The 18,959-nt window shown below is 52.0% G+C and carries 15 protein-coding genes; 9 read left to right on the top strand and 6 right to left on the bottom strand.

Translation table 11 applies throughout. The features are described 5' to 3' along the window. The first annotated feature begins 15 nt into the window (after positions 1 to 15). Entirely contained in the window at positions 16 to 939 is a 924-nt protein-coding gene (cysB, locus tag F552_RS0101790; RefSeq protein ID WP_018149999.1) for an HTH-type transcriptional regulator CysB, read from the top strand. A gap of 95 nt (positions 940 to 1,034) precedes the next feature. Here the strand turns inward: cysB and F552_RS0101795 are convergent, their stop codons facing one another. Together F552_RS0101795 and F552_RS0101800 are read right to left on the bottom strand one after the other, a co-directional pair. Beyond that, positions 1,035 to 1,967: an exopolyphosphatase gene (locus F552_RS0101795; protein WP_018150000.1), complete on the bottom strand. Its 933-nt coding sequence runs from the start codon at positions 1,965 to 1,967 to the stop codon at positions 1,035 to 1,037. A gap of 251 nt (positions 1,968 to 2,218) precedes the next feature. After that, positions 2,219 to 3,055: an HDOD domain-containing protein gene (locus F552_RS0101800; protein ID WP_026182296.1), complete on the bottom strand. Its 837-nt coding sequence runs from the start codon at positions 3,053 to 3,055 to the stop codon at positions 2,219 to 2,221. Between the two features lie 498 nt (positions 3,056 to 3,553). Here F552_RS0101800 and F552_RS0101805 point away from each other — a divergent pair, with 498 nt between their 5' ends. The 3 genes from F552_RS0101805 (at position 3,554) to F552_RS0101815 (ending at position 8,797) form a co-directional block, all read left to right on the top strand. Continuing rightward, positions 3,554 to 4,687 carry an enoyl-CoA hydratase/isomerase family protein gene (locus tag F552_RS0101805; RefSeq protein ID WP_018150002.1) on the top strand — a complete coding sequence of 378 codons (1,134 nt, stop codon included), beginning with the start codon at positions 3,554 to 3,556 and terminating at the stop codon, positions 4,685 to 4,687. A gap of 223 nt (positions 4,688 to 4,910) precedes the next feature. Further along, a complete protein-coding gene (locus F552_RS0101810) occupies positions 4,911 to 6,881 on the top strand; it encodes an aminotransferase class I/II-fold pyridoxal phosphate-dependent enzyme (protein ID WP_018150003.1) in 1,971 nt (656 codons plus the stop codon). A gap of 80 nt (positions 6,882 to 6,961) precedes the next feature. Beyond that, entirely contained in the window at positions 6,962 to 8,797 is a 1,836-nt protein-coding gene (locus F552_RS0101815) for a phosphoenolpyruvate carboxykinase (GTP) (protein ID WP_026182297.1), read from the top strand. 82 nt (positions 8,798 to 8,879) lie between these two features. Here F552_RS0101815 and F552_RS18220 read toward each other — a convergent pair whose 3' ends face one another. Both F552_RS18220 and F552_RS0101825 read right to left on the bottom strand, forming a co-directional pair. Continuing rightward, on the bottom strand, positions 8,880 to 9,098 hold the full coding sequence (locus F552_RS18220; RefSeq protein ID WP_018150005.1) for an MreC domain-containing protein: 219 nt from the start codon (positions 9,096 to 9,098) through the stop codon (positions 8,880 to 8,882). Positions 9,099 to 9,252: 154 nt separating this feature from the next. After that, positions 9,253 to 11,529, bottom strand: a complete 2,277-nt coding sequence (locus tag F552_RS0101825; protein ID WP_018150006.1) for an arginine/lysine/ornithine decarboxylase — start codon at positions 11,527 to 11,529, stop codon at positions 9,253 to 9,255. Positions 11,530 to 12,020: 491 nt separating this feature from the next. Here F552_RS0101825 and surE point away from each other — a divergent pair, with 491 nt between their 5' ends. The 4 genes from surE to rpoS all read left to right on the top strand — a co-directional run bounded on the left by surE (position 12,021) and on the right by rpoS (position 15,577). After that, a complete protein-coding gene (gene surE / locus F552_RS0101830; protein WP_018150007.1) occupies positions 12,021 to 12,767 on the top strand; it encodes a 5'/3'-nucleotidase SurE in 747 nt (248 codons plus the stop codon). Next, positions 12,760 to 13,419, top strand: a complete 660-nt coding sequence (locus tag F552_RS0101835; protein WP_211208204.1) for a protein-L-isoaspartate(D-aspartate) O-methyltransferase — start codon at positions 12,760 to 12,762, stop codon at positions 13,417 to 13,419. The genes surE and F552_RS0101835 overlap by 8 nt, the downstream gene beginning before the upstream one ends. A gap of 37 nt (positions 13,420 to 13,456) precedes the next feature. Then, positions 13,457 to 14,431, top strand: a complete 975-nt coding sequence (locus F552_RS0101840) for a peptidoglycan DD-metalloendopeptidase family protein (RefSeq protein WP_018150009.1) — start codon at positions 13,457 to 13,459, stop codon at positions 14,429 to 14,431. A gap of 201 nt (positions 14,432 to 14,632) precedes the next feature. After that, positions 14,633 to 15,577: an RNA polymerase sigma factor RpoS gene (gene rpoS, locus F552_RS0101845; protein WP_026182300.1), complete on the top strand. Its 945-nt coding sequence runs from the start codon at positions 14,633 to 14,635 to the stop codon at positions 15,575 to 15,577. 106 nt (positions 15,578 to 15,683) lie between these two features. On the opposite strand, the gene F552_RS0101850 is transcribed toward rpoS, so the two are convergent. Further along, a complete protein-coding gene (locus F552_RS0101850) occupies positions 15,684 to 16,490 on the bottom strand; it encodes an MOSC domain-containing protein (protein WP_018150011.1) in 807 nt (268 codons plus the stop codon). Positions 16,491 to 16,635: 145 nt separating this feature from the next. Between F552_RS0101850 and rarD the strand changes: the two genes are divergently transcribed. Then, positions 16,636 to 17,589, top strand: a complete 954-nt coding sequence (gene rarD, locus F552_RS0101855; RefSeq protein WP_156802199.1) for an EamA family transporter RarD — start codon at positions 16,636 to 16,638, stop codon at positions 17,587 to 17,589. A gap of 57 nt (positions 17,590 to 17,646) precedes the next feature. Here the strand turns inward: rarD and F552_RS0101860 are convergent, their stop codons facing one another. After that, positions 17,647 to 18,951 (bottom strand): DUF3422 family protein, encoded by a 1,305-nt coding sequence (locus tag F552_RS0101860; RefSeq protein ID WP_026182302.1) that lies wholly within the window; start codon positions 18,949 to 18,951, stop codon positions 17,647 to 17,649. Between the last annotated feature and the right edge of the window lie 8 nt (positions 18,952 to 18,959).

Raw genomic sequence — 18,959 nt, forward strand, 5'->3', positions numbered from 1 at the left:
CACACAGGATAAATCATGAAACTGCAACAACTGCGCTACATGGTAGAAGTCGCCAAGCAGGGTCTGAATGTATCGGATGCCGCTGAAAAACTGCATACCTCGCAACCCGGCATCAGCAAGCAGGTACGTCTGCTGGAGGATGAACTGGGCATCGAGGTGTTCATTCGTCATGGCAAGCGGGTGGTAGGGATCACCAAACCGGGTAAAGCCGTGCTGGAAATCTCCGAGCGCATCTTGCGTGAGGCCTCCAACCTCAAGCGGGTTGGGGATGAATTCTCCAGTCAGAATGCCGGTAGCCTCACCATTGCCACCACGCACACTCAGGCACGTTATGCACTGCCAAGCGTGATCCAGCAGTTTCTCAAGGCGTATCCGAATGTGAGCCTGTCCATCAAGCAAGGCAGTCCGACCCAGATTTGCGAGATGGTACTGTCTGGCGAGGCCGATCTGGCCATCGCGACCGAAGGTATCGAGCTTTTCAAAGAGCTGGTGATGTTGCCTTGTTACCAATGGAACCGCAGCGTGATCGTGCCGGAAGGGCATCGCCTGCTGGATTTCTCTGAAATTACGCTGGAAGACATCGCCAAATATCCGTTGGTGACATATGACTTTGCCTTCTCTGGCCGCAGCAAAATGCAGAAGGCGTTCCATGCCGCCGGGCTGGAGCCCAATATCGTCCTCACGGCGATTGATGCTGACGTGATCAAGACCTATGTCAGCCTGGGGCTTGGGGTCGGTATTGTGGCAACCATGGCGTTTGAGCCCGCCAGAGATGTCGGATTACGCGCCATTGATGCCAGCCATCTGTTCGAACCATCTACTACCCGGATCGGTTTTCGCAAAGATACCTATCTGCGCGGCTTCGCTTATGACTTCATCCATCTGTTTGCGCCACACCTGACGCGTGATGCCATCGAAAGACAATTAACGACAGACTAATGACGTCTTAAAACACCAAGGGCCGGTTGTGAACATCACAACCGGCCCTTGGTGTTTATCGGGTTTGCTAGCCTTGCAGGCCTGGCTTATCGTGTTTAGCCTGCTGCCGTAATTTGCGCCACCAGTTCAGCCAGTGTTGCCGCGGCTTTGTCGTTATCAACCTGACAAGTACCGGCATTGGCATGACCACCGCCACCGTATTTCAGCATCAACTCGCCTACGTTGGTTTTGCTGCTACGGTTCACAATGGATTTGCCGGTAGCAAACACGGTATTTTGCTTGTCACGGCCCCACATCACATGGATGGAAATATTGGTTTCGGGGAACATGGCATAAATCAGGAAGCGGTTAGCGGCAAAAATCGTTTCTTCTTCACGCAAGTCCAGCACCACCAGATTGCCATGGCGAGTTGAACAGCGCTGAATCTGTTCTTTGGCCTTGGCTTCATGTTCCTTGAACAGTTCCACGCGCTCTTTGACATCCGGCAATGCCAGAATGTCGCTGATGCCATGGTTCTTGCAATACTTGATCAGATCCATCATCAGCGTGTAGTTGGAGATGCGAAATTCGCGGAAGCGGCCCAAACCGGTACGTGCATCCATCAGGTAGTTCAGCAGTACCCAGTCTTTCGGGTTCAGGATTTCATCCAGCGAGAACTGGGCAGAGTCGGCTTTATCGACGGCTTCCATCATGTCATCGCTGATATGTGGAAACTTGGCTTTGCCGCCATAGTAATCGTACACAACACGCGCGGCTGAAGGAGCTTTTGCATCAATCACATGATTTTTGTTGTCACCGGTATTGCGGATGGTTTCAGACAAATGGTGGTCAAATGCAATGTGCGCCCCTGCCACATATGGCAGGTTAGTGGTGATGTCACGATTGGTGATCTCGATTTTCCCGTCCTGCATGTCTTTAGGATGCACAAACAGAATGTCATCAATCAAATCCAGCTCGTTGAGCAGTACGGCACAAACCAGGCCATCAAAGTCACTTCGGGTCACAAGACGGAACTTTTGCGCAGACATAAATTGATTACTCCCTGTGTATTGGCCAGTTGTTCACTGTGCTTGATTGTTCCGGTTCATTATAGAGAACTATCATGACAGAACAAGGCTAAAAGTCGTGGTGCTGGCAGATTTCTGGCTGTCATTTAACCCCGTGCAGCCATGACCCCACACACCGATGGTATTGCATGTTCAAAAAAAATGACCCCAAGTCCAGCGGACTTCAGGTCACGATTCGGTTTGTTGCCCGGTAGCCGGATGCAAAACGCCAATCACACCAGCTCGTCCAGATCGTGTGCCATGGCGGTTAGCTCTGGCAGGGCGGCCTGCATCATTCCTTTGGTAAAGTCGAACTGACTGGCAATGGCTTCAGGAAAGCTGTTTTCCAGCGCGTCTTCAATATTGTGATGTTCAATACCTGCAGCCATGAATACCGCGATATGCGTGAGCGATGCATACAGAGACGTACCCTCAGGTGCGGCCTCAGGGGCAGGATGGTAGGCAATGGCGGTCTGGATATCTACCGGGAAATTCCAGCGTCTGGCCAGTTCAGCCCCAATCTGGCAATGGTCAAACCCGAAGGTAGTCTGTTCTAACTTGATCAGATCTTGCTGACAACCAATCTCGTGACTGGCATTCAGGGCTGCCGACTCTTTAGGATGGCTGATATGGATCAGCAATTGGCCAATGCCATGCATCAAGCCGGCAGTAAACGCCAGTTCGGGGTTCATTTTCTGCGTGCCATGCTTGGCCAGCCATTTGGCAATCGCGCCAGCATGCAGGCTGTGCTTCCAGAACGCGCCTGTATCCATTCCCGGAATGGTAGAGAACGCACCGGTAATTCCAGAGGCAATCACCAGTGTTCTCAGGCTGTTAAAACCCAGAATCACAACGGCATCTTCAACCGAGCCAATCTTTCTGCTCGCACCATAATGGGCGGAGTTTGCCAGGCGCAATACTTTGGCCGTCAATACCTGATCTAGTGCCACTTTTTTGGCAATGGATGAAATATCCACATTTTCTTGATTAAATGTATTGATCAGATCCTGTACGACCTTGGGAATCGTTGGCAATTGATGTGTTTTCTCGAAAACGCTTGCCATTGTCATTTTTATAACTCCGTTATTCATGTCTTGCCCGTATTCTTCATATTAGGGAGTGCTGTGCGGGCATGCAACCGCAAATTTGTAGATAATTGTGTCGTATTCACGGTGAAAACCGGCTTTGCTGCTCATTCTGACATTTAATGGCATGCTGTGCGCTCAATGGATGGCCAATCCCGACGCATCTGGAAAAAACGCATGGAGTTAAAACAAGACATTTGGGTCAGTAAGCACTTTGCCATAATCGCCTTCGGCTTATTTGCGTGATGTCAAACATCGTGCACATTCCGGTTCATAAAAATCCGGTTTTCTCCAGGTTGCTTGTTCTGTATTCGATTGACTGTCAAAACACATTGGATGGCGACTGATTACGGAAAGTGCCCCAAGGCAATGGCTAGGCAAATGGTCAATCAAAAGCTAAGCTATTAATAGGGCTGTTTAATACATTCGACGATCCAGGCAGATGCAAAAAGATGTACTGCCTTTTAATCATCAGGAACCTCCATGGATATCCATGTCTCAGAAAAACAGATAGCCAACGGTTTGGCCATCGGCATGATTGTCCTTGACCGGCCTACTGCACTGAATGCGTTGTCTCACGAGATGATGATGGCGCTGTCGGCGGCGTTTCATCGCTGGGCCAAAGATGATCATGTGGTCGCCATTGTTTTGCAAGGTACGGGCGAGCGGGCATTCTGCGCCGGTGGTGATATCCGGGCCATGCATCAATTATTGCAATCCCATACCGAAGCCGAAGTATTCGAGATTGCCAGTGACTATTTCTCGGTGGAATACCAGCTGGAATACCTGATTCATACCTATCACAAACCGATTCTGGTCTGGGGGCATGGCGTGGTCATGGGGGGCGGCTGGGGTCTGTTTGCTGGTGCATCCCATCGCGTGATTACCGAAACAACCAAAATGGCCATGCCGGAAGTCCATATCGGCCTCTACCCGGATGCTGGCGGAAGCTGGTTTTTGTCCCGTCTGCCCGCCAGGCTAGGCTTGTTTCTGGCGCTCACGGGCACTGCCATTGGCCCGAGAGACATCATGCGGCTCGGCATTGCGGACTACTGCATGGCGGGTAGCCAGCATGAGCAGATATTGCAAGAGTTGCATGTCATGCCCTGGAGCCGGGATACAGCACTGAACCATGACATGCTGTCCAAAATGCTGGCAGCCAAAACACAGGAGTGCACATTGACGCTGCCCGATGCAGAACTGTTCATCTTCCGTGACCAGATCAGTCAGGCGCTGCATGCCGGCAATGTCGAATCTGCCATCTCAAGGCTATTCAGTCTGAGAGGCAAAAGTCCCTGGCTGGACAAGGCACTGGATTCGATGGCGGCCGGTTGTCCGTTATCCCAGATTTTGGCGTACGAGTTGCAACGCTACGCCAAGCATCGCTCGCTTGCCGATGTATTCCGCATGGAATGGTGGGTGTCCATCCAGTGCTGCCTGAACCCGGATTTTTCTGAAGGTGTCCGTGCCCGGCTGATTCATAAAGGGGATACTCCCAAATGGCAGGCGGCCAGCGTGGCAGAGGTAAGCGACAAACTGCTGAACCGTTTCCTGACGATTCCGCCAGAGACGCCCAACCCTTTGGCCAAACTGGGACTCGCCTCCAACGGCGGATAATGCATGGTGTAAGTCGATGATTACTAACACGAGTTTATTCGCTGTATGTTTTTTGTCGCTGCGGTAAACCAACATTGAATGATGTTTTAGTTTCCCTCTTGCCGTAATGTGCAATTTGTTGCACACTATCGTTTATTGAAACTCGATTCTGCATGGCGGTACGTTCTGTGCAGGTTGATCAGAAGACAAAGCAGCGTTCAAAGAAACTGGAAGAGGCATACTCATGGCAAAACCCGTCAGCAAAGTGTTGGTCATCAACGATGAAAAAATGGTACTTCGGAGCCTGACCAACGGGCTTAACAGTGCCGCCAAACATCTCGATAATCCGTTTGGCATTACCTTCACTGGCGTTACCTCTGCGCAAGAAGCGCTGGACGTACTGGGTACGGATGGCGACATCCAGACCGTGCTGATTGATGACAACCTGTATGCCTTGAACGGGGCTAAACACTCAGAGCAGAAAAGCGCACTGGAGCTGGTACATTGCATCCATAACCTGCGCCCTGAACTTGGCATTTACATCATGATTGATGAAGCCAAGCAAGACGAAGTAGTCGACGTCCTGTTCAGCGAAGCCATCGAAGGCTACTTTTACCGCGAAGAGCGTGACTACCGTGGCTGGTTCCGCATCATCCATGCGCAGATCCGAGACAAATCCCGCACACCTTTTTATGATGCCCTGCATGATTACGTGCTGATGGCCAAAGACGCATGGCATACTCCGGGCCACTCGTCCGGTGATTCTCTGCGCGGCAGCCCTTGGGTCAATGACTTCCATGAATTTATGGGCGAACACGTGTTCCGTGCCGACTTATCTGTATCTGTCGATCAGCTGGATTCCCTGCTGCACCCCACCGGTGTGATTGAAGAAGCCCAGGCACTGGCCGCCAAAGCATTTGGTGCGCGTCGTACCTTCTTTGCCACCAACGGCACGTCTACCGCCAACAAGGTGATTTTCCAGACCCTGCTGACCCCGGGCGACAAACTGCTGCTGGACCGCAACTGTCACAAGTCCGTGCACCATGGTGTGGTTCTGTCTGGCGCGCATCCGATTTACCTGAATTCATCTGTGAACAAGAAATACGGCATTTTCGGTACTGTGCCTAAAAAAGCCATTTTTGAGGCGATCGAAAACCACCCGGATGCCAAAGTCCTGATCCTGACCAGCTGTACCTACGATGGCCTGCGCTACGATTTACCGCCCATCATCAAGGCTGCGCACGAGAAGGGCATCAAGGTCATCATCGATGAAGCATGGTATGGTTGCGCCCGTTTCCATCCTGCTTTCCGCCCGACCGCGCTGGAAGCCGGTGCCGACTACGCTACCCAGTCTACCCACAAAGTGCTGTCAGCCTTCTCTCAGGCCAGCATGATCCATGTGAACGACCCGGAATTCGACGAGCACAGCTTCCGCGAAAACTTCAACATGCATACCTCCACCAGCCCGCAGTACAGCATGCTGGCCAGTCTGGATGTCGGTCGTAAGCAGGCTACCATGGAGGGTTTCAAACTGCTGTCCAGAACCCTGGAACTGGTCAGTGAGCTGAAAGCCAATATCAACGCCTCAGGCGTATTCCGTGTACTGGATCTGGACGACCTGCTGCCAGAAGAAATCAAGCACGATGGCGTGCAGCTTGATCCAACCAAGGTCACCATCGACATCACCAAATCCGGTTACACCTCCGAAGAGTTCCAGAAAGAACTGTTCGAGCGTTATAACATCCAGGTCGAGAAATCCACCTTCAATACGGTGACGCTGTTGCTGACCATTGGTACCACCCGCAGCAAGGTCTCTCGTCTGTACGATGCCCTGATGCGCATTGCCAGAGAAGCACGTCCGCCACGCCGCTTGCACCGTGCGCCGGATATTGCCGGTTTTACCGGGCTGAAATTCCTGCCGCGTGATGCCTACTATGTGGCAGGGGAAATGATGCCGATGATCGACGATGAAGATCACCCGAATCCGGCCATGTTTGGCCGCATCTGCGCCGATCAGATCGTGCCTTACCCGCCAGGCATTCCAGCACTGGTGCCAGGTCAGGTAATTACCGAGGAAATCCTGTCGTTCCTGCTGGGCTTGATGAGAAGCCACAAACGGACCGAAATGCACGGGGTTGTTTTTGACGGTTATGTGCCTACATTGAGGGTATTGACCCAGGCAGAAATGTCGCAATTGAAGCCTTTGGTCGAATAAATACAAAATTGAGCGTGAGAAATGTAACCGAAATGTAGTAAAATAGTGTTCCCCCATTACTACATGAAGTCATTAAAATCATGTCTCAATCCCCCCTGATGCAAGCACCGGCGTTCGTCCGACATGAACGCCTGATCGCGTGGGTGGCCAAGGTGGCTGCCCTGACAGAACCAGATCGTATTCACTGGGTAGATGGCTCTCAAGAAGAATACGATGCACTGGCAAAACAGATGGTAGATGAAGGGCGCTTGATCCGGTTAAACCCGGAACTGCGCCCTAATTCATATCTGGCCTGGTCTGATCCTTCAGACGTTGCCCGTGTAGAAGACCGCACCTTTATTTGCTCCAAAGACCCGAAAGACGCTGGCCCGACCAATAACTGGACCGAGCCTGACGAAATGCGTGCCACCCTCAACGGCCTGTTCAAAGGCTGTATGCGTGGTCGTACCCTGTATGTGATTCCATTTTCCATGGGTCCGCTGGGTTCGCCTATCGCGCATATTGGTGTCGAGCTGTCAGATAGCCCGTATGTGGTGCTGAACATGCGCATCATGACCCGTATGGGCCGTGCCGTGTATGACGTACTGGGGACGGATGGAGAATTCGTACCGTGCCTGCATACCGTGGGCGCACCGCTTGCAGAAGGTCAGGAAGACGTTCGCTGGCCATGCAACGATACCAAATATATCGTGCACTTCCCTGAAACCCGCGAAATCTGGTCTTACGGCTCAGGTTACGGTGGCAATGCCCTGTTGGGTAAAAAGTGCTTTGCCTTGCGTATTGCGTCAACCATGGCGCGCGATGAAGGCTGGCTGGCAGAACACATGCTGATTCTGGGGGTAGAAAACCCGCAAGGTCAGAAAACCTACGTGGCGGCTGCATTCCCGTCTGCCTGTGGCAAAACCAACTTCGCCATGCTGATTCCGCCAAAATCCTTCAACGGCTGGAAAGTTACCACGGTAGGCGACGATATCGCCTGGATCAAACCGGGTGCAGATGGCAAGCTGTACGCCATCAACCCTGAATATGGCTATTTTGGTGTGGCACCTGGCACGTCTGAAAAGACCAACTTCAACGCCATGGCTACCCTGAAAGAAAACGTCATCTTCACGAACGTCGCGCTGACGGACGAGGGTGATGTCTGGTGGGAAGGCATGTCCAAAGTGCCTCCAGCCCATCTGACGGACTGGACCGGCAAAGACTGGACACCGGATTGCGGCCGCAAGGCAGCGCATCCGAATGCCCGTTTTACCGCACCGGCAAGCCAGTGTCCTTCTATTGATCCTGAGTGGGAAAATCCGGCTGGCGTACCGATTTCTGCTTTCATTTTTGGTGGTCGTCGTGCAACGACTGTACCGCTGGTGTACAAGTCATTCAACTGGAATTTTGGTGTTTACATGGCGGCAACGCTGGGCTCCGAGACCACTGCCGCAGCTGCTGGCCAGCAAGGCGTCGTGCGTCGTGACCCGTTTGCCATGCTGCCATTCTGCGGCTACCACATGGGGGATTATTTCAACCACTGGTTGAAGATGGGTAGCACTGTAGAACATGCACCAAATATTTTCTGCGTGAACTGGTTCCGCCTGAATGAAAAAGGCGAGTTCATGTGGCCAGGGTTTGGCGACAACATGCGCGTGCTGAAGTGGATTGTGGATATCTGCCAGGGCAACGTCTCTGCGCGTGAAACCACACTGGGCTGGATGCCAAAATTCGAAGATATCGACTGGACCGGCAGTGATGTCACCAAAGATCAATTCGAGGCACTGACCAACGTTGACGTGGAAGCCTGGCAGAAAGAACTGATTCTGCACAAGGAATGGTTCGACAAGCTGGAAGACCGTCTGCCACGTGATCTGAACCTGAAGCGCGAGCTGCTGGAACTGTCCGTCAAGCGCGAAAGCGAAACTGTCATCTGACAGTCCGGATGGTAAGTCAGCAGCAACCACAAAGAACCCGCTTCGGCGGGTTTTTTGTTGCATAAACCTTCAGATACCGCGTTCAGGCAACAATCGGTTCAAGGTTTTGTACATGTTCCAGCGTCTGTTCGCCTTTTGGCCAGCGCACCTCTGCAAACTCTTCATGCACCGCAACCACGACGCCATCGGTCTGTGTCAGCCAGCCATAAGAAGTAACCCGGTTAACCGGCATATTGCGCCGGATGCCATGTTGTTTACCCATCACCAGAAACTGGCATAGCTGCGAGAATAGCATTTTCATGTGTTCATTCCTTGATGTTACCCGGCAGGCGTGTGCGCCAACCGATATTGCATTGCAGCATATCAAGTGAATGTTACAAACAAATGGCCTGACACAATTTCGTGTGTCAGGCCATTTGGGTTACTGCTTTCTTTGCCTGTTAAGGCGAAGGGGGTCAGTTTTCTGTGCTATCCGTCGTCACACAGTCAACATAGTAGGTTTTGACGCCGTCTACGTGCTCAACTACCAGACCGTGAATATCTGCTTCAAAGCCAGGGAAGCGCTCGTTGAAGTCACGCGCAAACTTCAGGTATTTCACGATGGTGGTATTAAAGCGCTCACCTGGAATCAACAATGGAATGCCCGGTGGGTAAGGTGTCAGCAGAATACTGGTGATGCGGCCTTCCAGCTCGTCAATGGACACCCGTTCAATCTCGCGGTGTGCCATTTTGGAGTAGGCTTTGGATGGCTTCAGGGCCGGTTCCATGTCCGATAGGTACATCTCGGTGGTCAGGCGTGCCACATCATTGGCCTTGTAGATACCGTGAATCTGATCACACAGGTCACGCAGGCCAACACGCTCGTATTGCGGGAACTTGGCCACAAACTCCGGCATGGTGCGCCATAGTGGCTGGTTACGGTCGTAGGCATCCTTGAACTGTTGCAGCTCGGTCACCAGTGTATTCCAGCGGCCTTTGGTAATGCCGATGGTGAACATGATGAAGAACGAATACAAGCCAGTCTTCTCGACAATCACACCGTGTTCAGACAGGTATTTGGTCACAATGGCGGCCGGAATGCCTTGCTCGGAGAACGAGCCATCCACATCCAGCCCCGGGGTGATCAGGGTTGCCTTGATCGGGTCCAGCAGGTTAAAGCCGTCGGCCAGGTTGCCAAAACCATGCCAGCGGTCATTGGCCTTCAGTACCCAGTCTGCCCGGTCTGCCATGCCTTCATCGGCCAGGAATTCCGGTCCCCAAACCTTGAACCACCAAGAGTCGCCCAGCTCGTCATCTACCTTGCGCATGGCGCGGCGGAAATCCAGGGATTCGGAAATGGATTCTTCTACCAGTGCCGTCCCGCCAGGCGCTTCCATCATGGCCGCCGCAATGTCACACGATGCGATAATTGCGTATTGCGGGCTGGTTGAGGTATGCATCAGGTACGCTTCGTTAAAGCGGTGACGGTCCAGCTGGCGGGTTTCGGATTCCTGCACCAGAATCTGCGAAGCTTGCGACAGGCCGGCCAGCAACTTGTGCGTGCTCTGGGTGGCAAACACCATCGGGTCTTTGCTGCGCGGACGGTCGCGGCCAATCGCGTGCATGCCATGGTAGAAATCATGGAAGGTCGCATGTGGCAGCCAGGCCTCATCAAAGTGCAGGGTGTCAATGAAATCACCCAGCACTTCCTTGATCATGTCCACGTTGTAGAGCACGCCATCGTAGGTGCTCTGGGTAATGGTCAGAATGCGCGGCTTTTTGTTCGGGTTCTTGGCCAGTGCTTCACGGGCAAACGGATTGGCCTCGATCTTTTTCATGATGTTCTCTGGTTTGAACTCGTCCAGAGGAATCGGGCCGATAATGCCGTAATGGTTGCGCGTTGGCGTCAGAAACACCGGAACCGCACCACACATGATGATCGAATGCAGAATGGATTTGTGGCAGTTACGGTCCACTACCACGATATCGCCCGGTGCAACGGTTGCGTGCCAGACCATCTTGTTAGACGTAGACGTACCGTTGGTCACAAAAAACAGGTGGTCAGCATTGAAAATGCGGGCTGCATTGCGTTCAGAAGCCGCTACCGGGCCTGTGTGGTCCAGCAGCTGGCCCAGCTCGTCTACCGAGTTGCACACGTCAGCGCGCAGCATGTTCTCGCCAAAAAACTGGTGGAACATCTGGCCAACCGGGCTTTTCAGAAACGCGACACCACCAGAGTGGCCCGGGCAATGCCATGAATAAGAGCCGTCTTGTGCATAGTCTGTCAGTGCACGGAAGAACGGAGGCATCAAGCCATCAAGATACTGTTTGGCCTCGCGGATGATGTAGCGGGCCACAAATTCTGGCGTATCTTCAAACATATGGATGAAACCGTGCAGCTCGCGCAGCACATCATTCGGGATGTGGCGGCTGGTACGGGTTTCACCATACAGGAAAATCGGGATATCACTGTTACGGAAGCGAATCTCTTCCATGAAGCTGCGAAGCGCTTTAACGGCTTCAGACTCTTCACCTGGTTCGGAGACAAACTCTTCATCATCAATGGACAGCACAAAAGCAGAGGCACGGCTTTGTTGCTGGGCAAAACTGGACAGGTCACCATAGCTGGTCGCGCCCAATACTTCCATGCCTTCTTGTTCGATGGCATGGGCCAAGGCACGAATGCCTAAACCGCTGGTATTTTCTGAGCGGAAATCTTCATCAATGATAACAACCGGGAAACGAAACTTCATTGGCTTTAGCCTTCTATCGCGAACTGCGCTTGTGGATGGAGGGACTTTAAAACGCGCGGATTGTTGCACACTTTAGTAACGTTATAATGATAAATTGCATATCTGGCAATTTACTGTTGCAGATAGGTCAGTGTTTTGGCATTTTATGCCATTTGACTTTCAAATGACATCAAAATACACGTAAAACCTTGATCAGAGGCCAGAAGAAAACAGGACTCTCTGGTAAACTTGCTGGTTAAAATGCTGCAATGTAATCTGCTGGTTTCCATTTGAACGGGGTCGCGCGCATCAAATGGTAGACAGCCTTAAAAAGTACATATACAAACGCATATTAACAAGGGAGTCACAAGCGTTACGGATCGTTCATGAGACGAATATACGCGCTTGTGAGGGAAGCAGAATGAATAAGATACGCTAACGGACAATATGTTCCCAAGCGTTGTCATTTATTTTCCTGCCTCCGTCATTCAATAACAGGTAGAGCCTTCTGCATGAAATTCCTGATCAGTAACGATGATGGCTACTTTGCGCCGGGTATCGCGCATCTTGCCAGTGCCATGCAGTCGCTTGGTAACGTCCGGGTTGTCGCACCGGAGCGTGACAGAAGTGGTGCCAGCAACTCGTTAACCCTGGACCGCCCTTTGTCATTGCGTCAGGCAAGCAACGGTTTTCAGTATGTGAATGGCACGCCAACCGATTGTGTCCATCTGGCTGTCACGGGCTTCCCGCAAGATCTGCCAGACCTGGTACTGGCCGGCATCAACCATGGCGCCAATATGGGGGACGATACCCTGTATTCCGGAACGGTCGCAGCGGCAACGGAAGGGTTTTTGCTGGGTATTCCGGCAATGGCGTTTTCGCTGGTGGGCCGGGCGGGGCAGCACTTTGATACGGCCGCCAAAGTCGCCAGCATACTGGTCGAACAATGGCAGAAAAATCCTTGGTCATCCGTGCGTCTTCTCAATGTCAACATCCCCGATGTCCCCTTTGATGAATTGCAGGGTTTTGAGATCACGCGTCTGGGCAAAAGGCACAAGGCAGAATCCGTGATCGAATCCCGCAATCCTCGTGGCGAAGTCATCTACTGGGTAGGGCCTGCGGGGTCGGAGCAAGATAACGCACCAGGCACTGACTTTTATGCCGTCAGTCAAAAGAAGGTCTCCATTACCCCTCTGCAAATGGATCTGACCGCAAAATTACAATTAACAGAAATGAGCGATTGGTTACAGCATGGCTAATAATCTGTCTACGGGGGTAGGGATGACCTCCCAACGGACGCGTTTGCGTATGATTGAACGCTTGCGTCAGCAAGGCATCAGTGACGAGGTCGTTTTAAGCGTCATGGCTGAACTTCCTCGTCATTCGTTTGTCGATGAAGCATTGATGAGCCGTGCGTACGATGATGTTTCCTTGCCGCTCGGGTTCGGACAGACCATCTCCCAGCCTTATATTGTGGCGCACATGACCAGCTTGCTGCGTAACGGCAAGAAACTGGGCAAAGTGCTGGAAATCGGCACGGGCTGCGGATACCAGACGGCCATTCTGGCCAAACTGGCAAAAGAGGTTTATTCGGTAGAGCGAATCGGCCCGTTACTAGAGAAAACCCGTCTCAGACTGAGAGAGTTTCGCTTTACCAACATCCGGTTAAAGCATGCAGACGGTCATCTTGGGCTGCCCGAAGCTGCGCCTTTTGACGCCATCCTGATGACGGCTGCAGCAAGTCATGTGCCCGAAGAACTATTGGCCCAACTGGCGCCCGGCGGCCGGCTGATCATGCCGATCGGGGCCAATGAGCAACGCTTGCATTGTATCGACCTCTCTAGCGAAGGGCCGGTGCAAACCGTGCTGGAACCGGTCAAGTTTGTACCGTTGCTGCCTGGCCTGGGTTGATACAAGAATTTAGCTATTTCAATTTTGGAGTAATACCTTGCGATTTTCGCTGTGTAAAGGTTTATTGACCGGTGTTCTGTCCCTTTTGCTGCTGGCAGGTTGTGCCAGCTCATCTGGCCCAGCCCCTGTAGAGGCCCGGCAAAAGAATGGAGGGGATAACAAGGTAGTAACCGCTTCTGGCACGGCTGCGCCTGTGGTAGACCGGAAATCGCAAGACAAAGGGGATCCTCGCCCCAAGACGCATACTGTCAAAAAAGGGGAGACGCTCTACAGCATTGCACTTGAGTATGGTTTTGATTACAAAGATCTGGCTGCTTGGAATGCCATCGACAATATTCACCTGATTAAAGTAGGCCAGGTATTGTCATTGGTTGCGCCGGAAGGGGGCGTGATTACCAAGCCATTAGTCGATGCACCCGTGACGACTACCCCCATGGTATTTGATGAGCCGAAAGCTGTCCGGCTACCCTATTCGGAAAAGAATCAGGCGCAACTGCTTGCCGGTAATCCGGTGCCAGACAAAGCCAAGCCTGCCAGCAACGCAACTGATACAAAGCCTGCGGCGCCAGCCGTTCGCGGCAATGCGCCAGAAACGGCAGCCTCGGCTTCTACCGGTACTTCTTCTGCCCAGGCCGCAGTTGATGGCCTTGCATGGCAATGGCCCGTTCAGGGCAAGGTGTTAAGCCAGTTTAACCAGACCCCGCAGGCGAAGGGGATTGATATCAGTGGCAAAAAAGGTTTGCCAATTTTTGCCAGTGAAACCGGCAAAGTCGTGTATGCGGGCAGTAATTTGCGCGGCTACGGTAAATTTGTCATTGTGAAGCATGCAAACGAATACCTTAGCGTGTATGCCCACAACGACAAGTTACTGGTCAAGGAAGGGCAGCAGGTGACTAAGGGCCAGAAGATTGCTGAAATGGGAGATTCAGAATCCGATCAGGTCAAGCTGCATTTTGAAATCCGGCGCTATGGTAAACCGGTTGATCCCATTAAATTGCTGCCAGCCAGATAGTAATTTGCCAGATATGATTTTGAGCCCTATATATAATTGGTTTGATATAAATTAAACCTGATAAAAAAAATTAAAAATCCTCTAGCTAATTTTATTCGGACGCCTATAATCAAAAAAACTGCCGCAATATTTGCAGTAAGAACTGACCTTTAAGGTCAGCAAAAGGCTGTATCAACGACGATACACATGGAGGAGGGCACCATGTCTAAAGATGATTATCTAGTTGATGAAAGCGTTCTGGAAGATGAGCTGGAAGAAGCAGCAGCTCAAGAGGACGGCGACGCGGTTCATGCAAGTCAAGCATACAATCTGGAAGCGTTAAGCGATGTTACCCAGATGTATCTCAATGAAATTGGTCAGAACAGCCTGTTAAAACCCCATGAAGAGCTCGCTTTGGCGCGCCGTGTCGTTCAGGGGGATGATCGTGCTCGTTGTGAAATGATCGAGCGCAACTTGCGCCTGGTCGTTAACATTGCCAAACGTTATGCCAATCGGGGCATGAATCTTCTGGATCTGATTGAAGAAGGCAACATCGGGCTGATGCATGCACTGGAGAAATTCGATCCAGAGCGCGGCTTCCGCTTTTCAACATATGCAACATGGTGGGTTCGTCAGAGTGTTGAACGTGCCATCATGAATCAATCCCGTACCATTCGGTTACCCGTTCATGTCATCAAAGAGCTGAACGTGTATCTGAGGGCTCAGCGCCATCTGGAAGCTACCACCGGCAGAGATCCGTCATTTGAGGATATTGCCCATTTGCTGGGCAAGTCGTTGCATGATGTGCAGTCCATGCTGGCCTTGAATGAACGTGTTACTTCACTGGACGCTCCGCTGGACATTGACCCGCTGTTGACGGTGGGTGAATCCATTGCTGACGATGAGCAGGATTCTCCGGAAGACTTGTTGCACTCAACCGAGATGCAGGCACTGGTCCAGTCCTGGCTGATGAAACTCAATGAACGGCAGCGTGTCGTGATTGAAAAACGCTACGGTTTCAATGACAGTGAAGTGTATACCCTGGAAGAGTTGGCTTCTGAGCTCGGACTGACTCGTGAGCGGGTCCGCCAGATTCAGATCGAAGCAACCACAACATTGCGTAAAATGCTAAAACGTAACGGTGTTCATAAAGAAGCGTTGTTTTAGCGCTTGCTTCATTTATATTTGACATAAAAAATGCCAGCATTTTTGCTGGCATTTTTTATGGTTGTAACCCGCTGACCTCACAAGGTGTTGTGCCTGACACTTGGGCTTAGAACTGCCAATCCAGAATGTCGACTTCATCTCCCACCTTGATCAGCCCCGGTTTCGTCACTTCCAGATTCTGGCCAAAGCAAATCCCCCAGTCAGGCAGGTTCCGATAACTGGATAACGTCACCAAAGGTTCATTATCTGCCGATTTGATACCACTTTGAGGATCAACCGTTGTAAACACGCAGCGTTCGCAAGGTTTGCGAATGGTCAGTTCAACTTCACCAATGCGTATGCTGGCCCAGAAATCTTCTTCAAAAGCGGGCGCACCGGCAATGACAATATTGGGCCTGAACTGCAGCATGCTGACCGGCTTTTCCAACCGGTTGTTCAGGTCGGTCAGCGAACTTTCGCCCGCCAGTAATAAAGGATAACCATCCGCAAAGGAAAGGGGTATCCGTTCTTCCCGGAATCGCTGTGTTGCACTGCCAATGTAATACAGAATGCAATCGATGCCCAGAAACTGCGAGGTCCAGTCATTCGCCTTTTGACTGCCGGTATTTGCCCCGAATGTTTGCCCCCAGACGGTTGCATCCGCTGGTTGGCTCAGCTCGTCCAGCGTAAGGGACAGTATTGGCATGTCAGGGGCCTGGAGCTGGATATGCTTGTCTATGAACGTCAGCCGGATTGTTACCAGTTGCGGGTATTCACGCCCGGTAATGAAACGGCCTTCTGGTGTGGCAATCATCCAGTGCCTGTCGAGCGGTAAGCCCATGTGGTCAGAATATGCTTCCGAAAGCGGAAATGGTGCGCCGGATTTGAGCGGGTAGGTATAGAGTGCCGAGACATGCATGGATGCATCTTTCATGACAAAACAGTATGAATTCTAGTTGAAGAGCCAAAGATTCACCAGTACAGCTTTTCAACTGTATAGCTCTGTTTTATGCAACTGTACCGTGACAGTTTATTGTATCCAACGTAGTCTGATGTCTGCAGATACTGTAAACGGGGTCATGTTTACCCTGACCTTGCTTGTCTGCAAACCACTCAGTCAATTGTCGAGGTACGTTGTGTTGTCTAAAAAAGGTTTGGGATACGGCTTTATGGCCTACTTTATCTGGGGATTGTTTCCATTGTACTGGAAACCGCTCTCCGCTATTCCCGCTTTTGAGATTCTGGCCCATCGCATGGTTTGGTCTTTGGTGGTCATTGCCATCCTGCTGACGTACCGCAAAGAATGGTCAGTCTTGCAGGCCTCTTTAAGCAACCGTAAAACCGTACTGACCTTTCTGTGCTCGTCCATTTTGCTGGCGACCAACTGGGGCGGGTATATCTGGGCAGTCAACAACGACATGATTCTGGAGTGTAGCCTTGGCTACTTCATGAATCCGCTGGTCAATGTCATGTTGGGCGCTCTGGTATTAAAAGAGCATTTAAGGTCGGGGCAAAAACTGGCCATCATGATCGCTGCAGCCGGTGTGGTGTGGCTGACCATCCACCTTGGGCATCTACCCTGGATTGCATTGCTGTTAGCGCTGTCTTTTGGCCTGTATGGGCTGATCCGCAAAACTGCCAGCCTTAACTCGCTGGAAGGGCTTTCGCTAGAAACCTTATTGCTGGCAGGGCCGGCTTTGCTATGGCTCATCTGGCGTGATACTGCAGGTATCGGCCATTTCGGTCATGTGGTCTGGTGGCAGAACCTGATGCTGGTCGGTGCCGGCATCGTTACAACTGGCCCGCTATTGCTCTTTGCCGCAGGCGCAAGACGCTTGCCATTAAGCACCATGGGGTTGTTGCAGTACATGACGCCCACCATTCAGTTTTTCATGGGGATCTGGCTGTATCACGAGCCGTTTGATCATGCGCGTTTGCTCGGTTTTATCGCCATCTGGTGCGCATTGGCCCTCTATACGATGGAAGGACTGTGGCAACAGCGGAAAACCATGATGGCAGCCATGCCGCAATAGAAAACGACAAAGTGGCCAGATGATAAAATCTGGCTGCATTGTCGTAGTCAGTCCTGATTATTGGTGCGACGAAAGTTTCTTTTTGAAACGGTGCATGCCAAACGCCACCAGACCGGCAACCACAGGGATGCTGATGCCTGTGACCAGTTCATAGTCCACCGCCAGTCCGGCCGCATGTAGTCCCTTGCTGGCATAGCCTACCAGGCCAACAATGTAATAAGTCAGCACGGCAACAGAAAGCCCTTCTACCGTTTCTTGCAAGCGTAGTTGAAGTGCAGCACGCCGGTTCATGGATTCCAGCAGCCCATGGCGCTGGGTTTCACTGGCAATGTCGACCCGGGTTCTCAGCAGGGCAGTCGTTCGCTGCAAGCGCAAGGATAACTGTTCTTGCCGCAGACTCACCGCATTTGACGTATGTATTGCGGGGGCCAGGCGTCGCTCCACAAACTCTCTGAACGGTTGAAGGCCTTGAAGGCGAGACTCTCGCAACTCTTCAATCCTGCGTTCGATCAATGCATAGTAAGCCCGGGTGGCCCCAAAACGGTAGCTGCTGGTGGCAATGCTGTTTTCGAGTGCACCAGCCAGCTGTGTCATGCTGTTGAGCAGGTTCTTGTCTTCTTCAGACTCGGTCCGGATTGCCGTGGTCAGCTTGCTGAGCTGGGTTTCCATTTGTGCTAGTTGCGGCAGTAGCTGTTTGGCTACTGGTAAAGAAAGCAGAGCCAGCAGCCGGTAAGTTTCAATTTCCAGCAAACGCTGCAACATGCGACCGCTTTGACGCTGCCCCATCAATCCGTCCAGTAGCAGTATGCGTGAGGCGCCAGAGGGCAGGTACGGATCTGCATGCAAACGCAAATCGGTCAGCCCGACGCCTTTGCCATCACCGAGTTCGGAACCGATCAGATCATTGCCGGCAAAGTACGCATTGGCCAATTCTCCAAGATCCAGCCGGGTCGCCGGTTTGGGCAATACCGCGGTATGGATGGCTGCCAATACTTGTCCCGGCAGGTTGCTTAACCAGTTTTCTGGCAGCAAGGTGAGCGGACTTTCAGAAAAAATGGTATCTGTCTTGTCCCAGCACCGGATGAACGTATATCGTACAAACTCCGTATGCACATCCCAGCGAACAGTGAGCGGAGTGCTTGAAATGGTGTGATGCGATGCATTGTCCTGGGGAGGGGCAGTGCCCAGCATGCGGCTGAGAGTCGATAGCGCCTCCCTGTGTTGCTCTACCCCCTCACTGGTCATGACCAGCGAGGTTACTTGCGAATAGAGGGGGGCAATAAAGAAGGGTCTTGCATGCGCTTCATCATTCAGAGACCGTCTTAAAGGATGCTCGTTCATGGGTTTGATGGGGGAGGTCATGGCCTTGG

Source organism: Leeia oryzae DSM 17879 (genome assembly GCF_000376945.1).
Classification (GTDB): domain Bacteria; phylum Pseudomonadota; class Gammaproteobacteria; order Burkholderiales; family Leeiaceae; genus Leeia; species Leeia oryzae.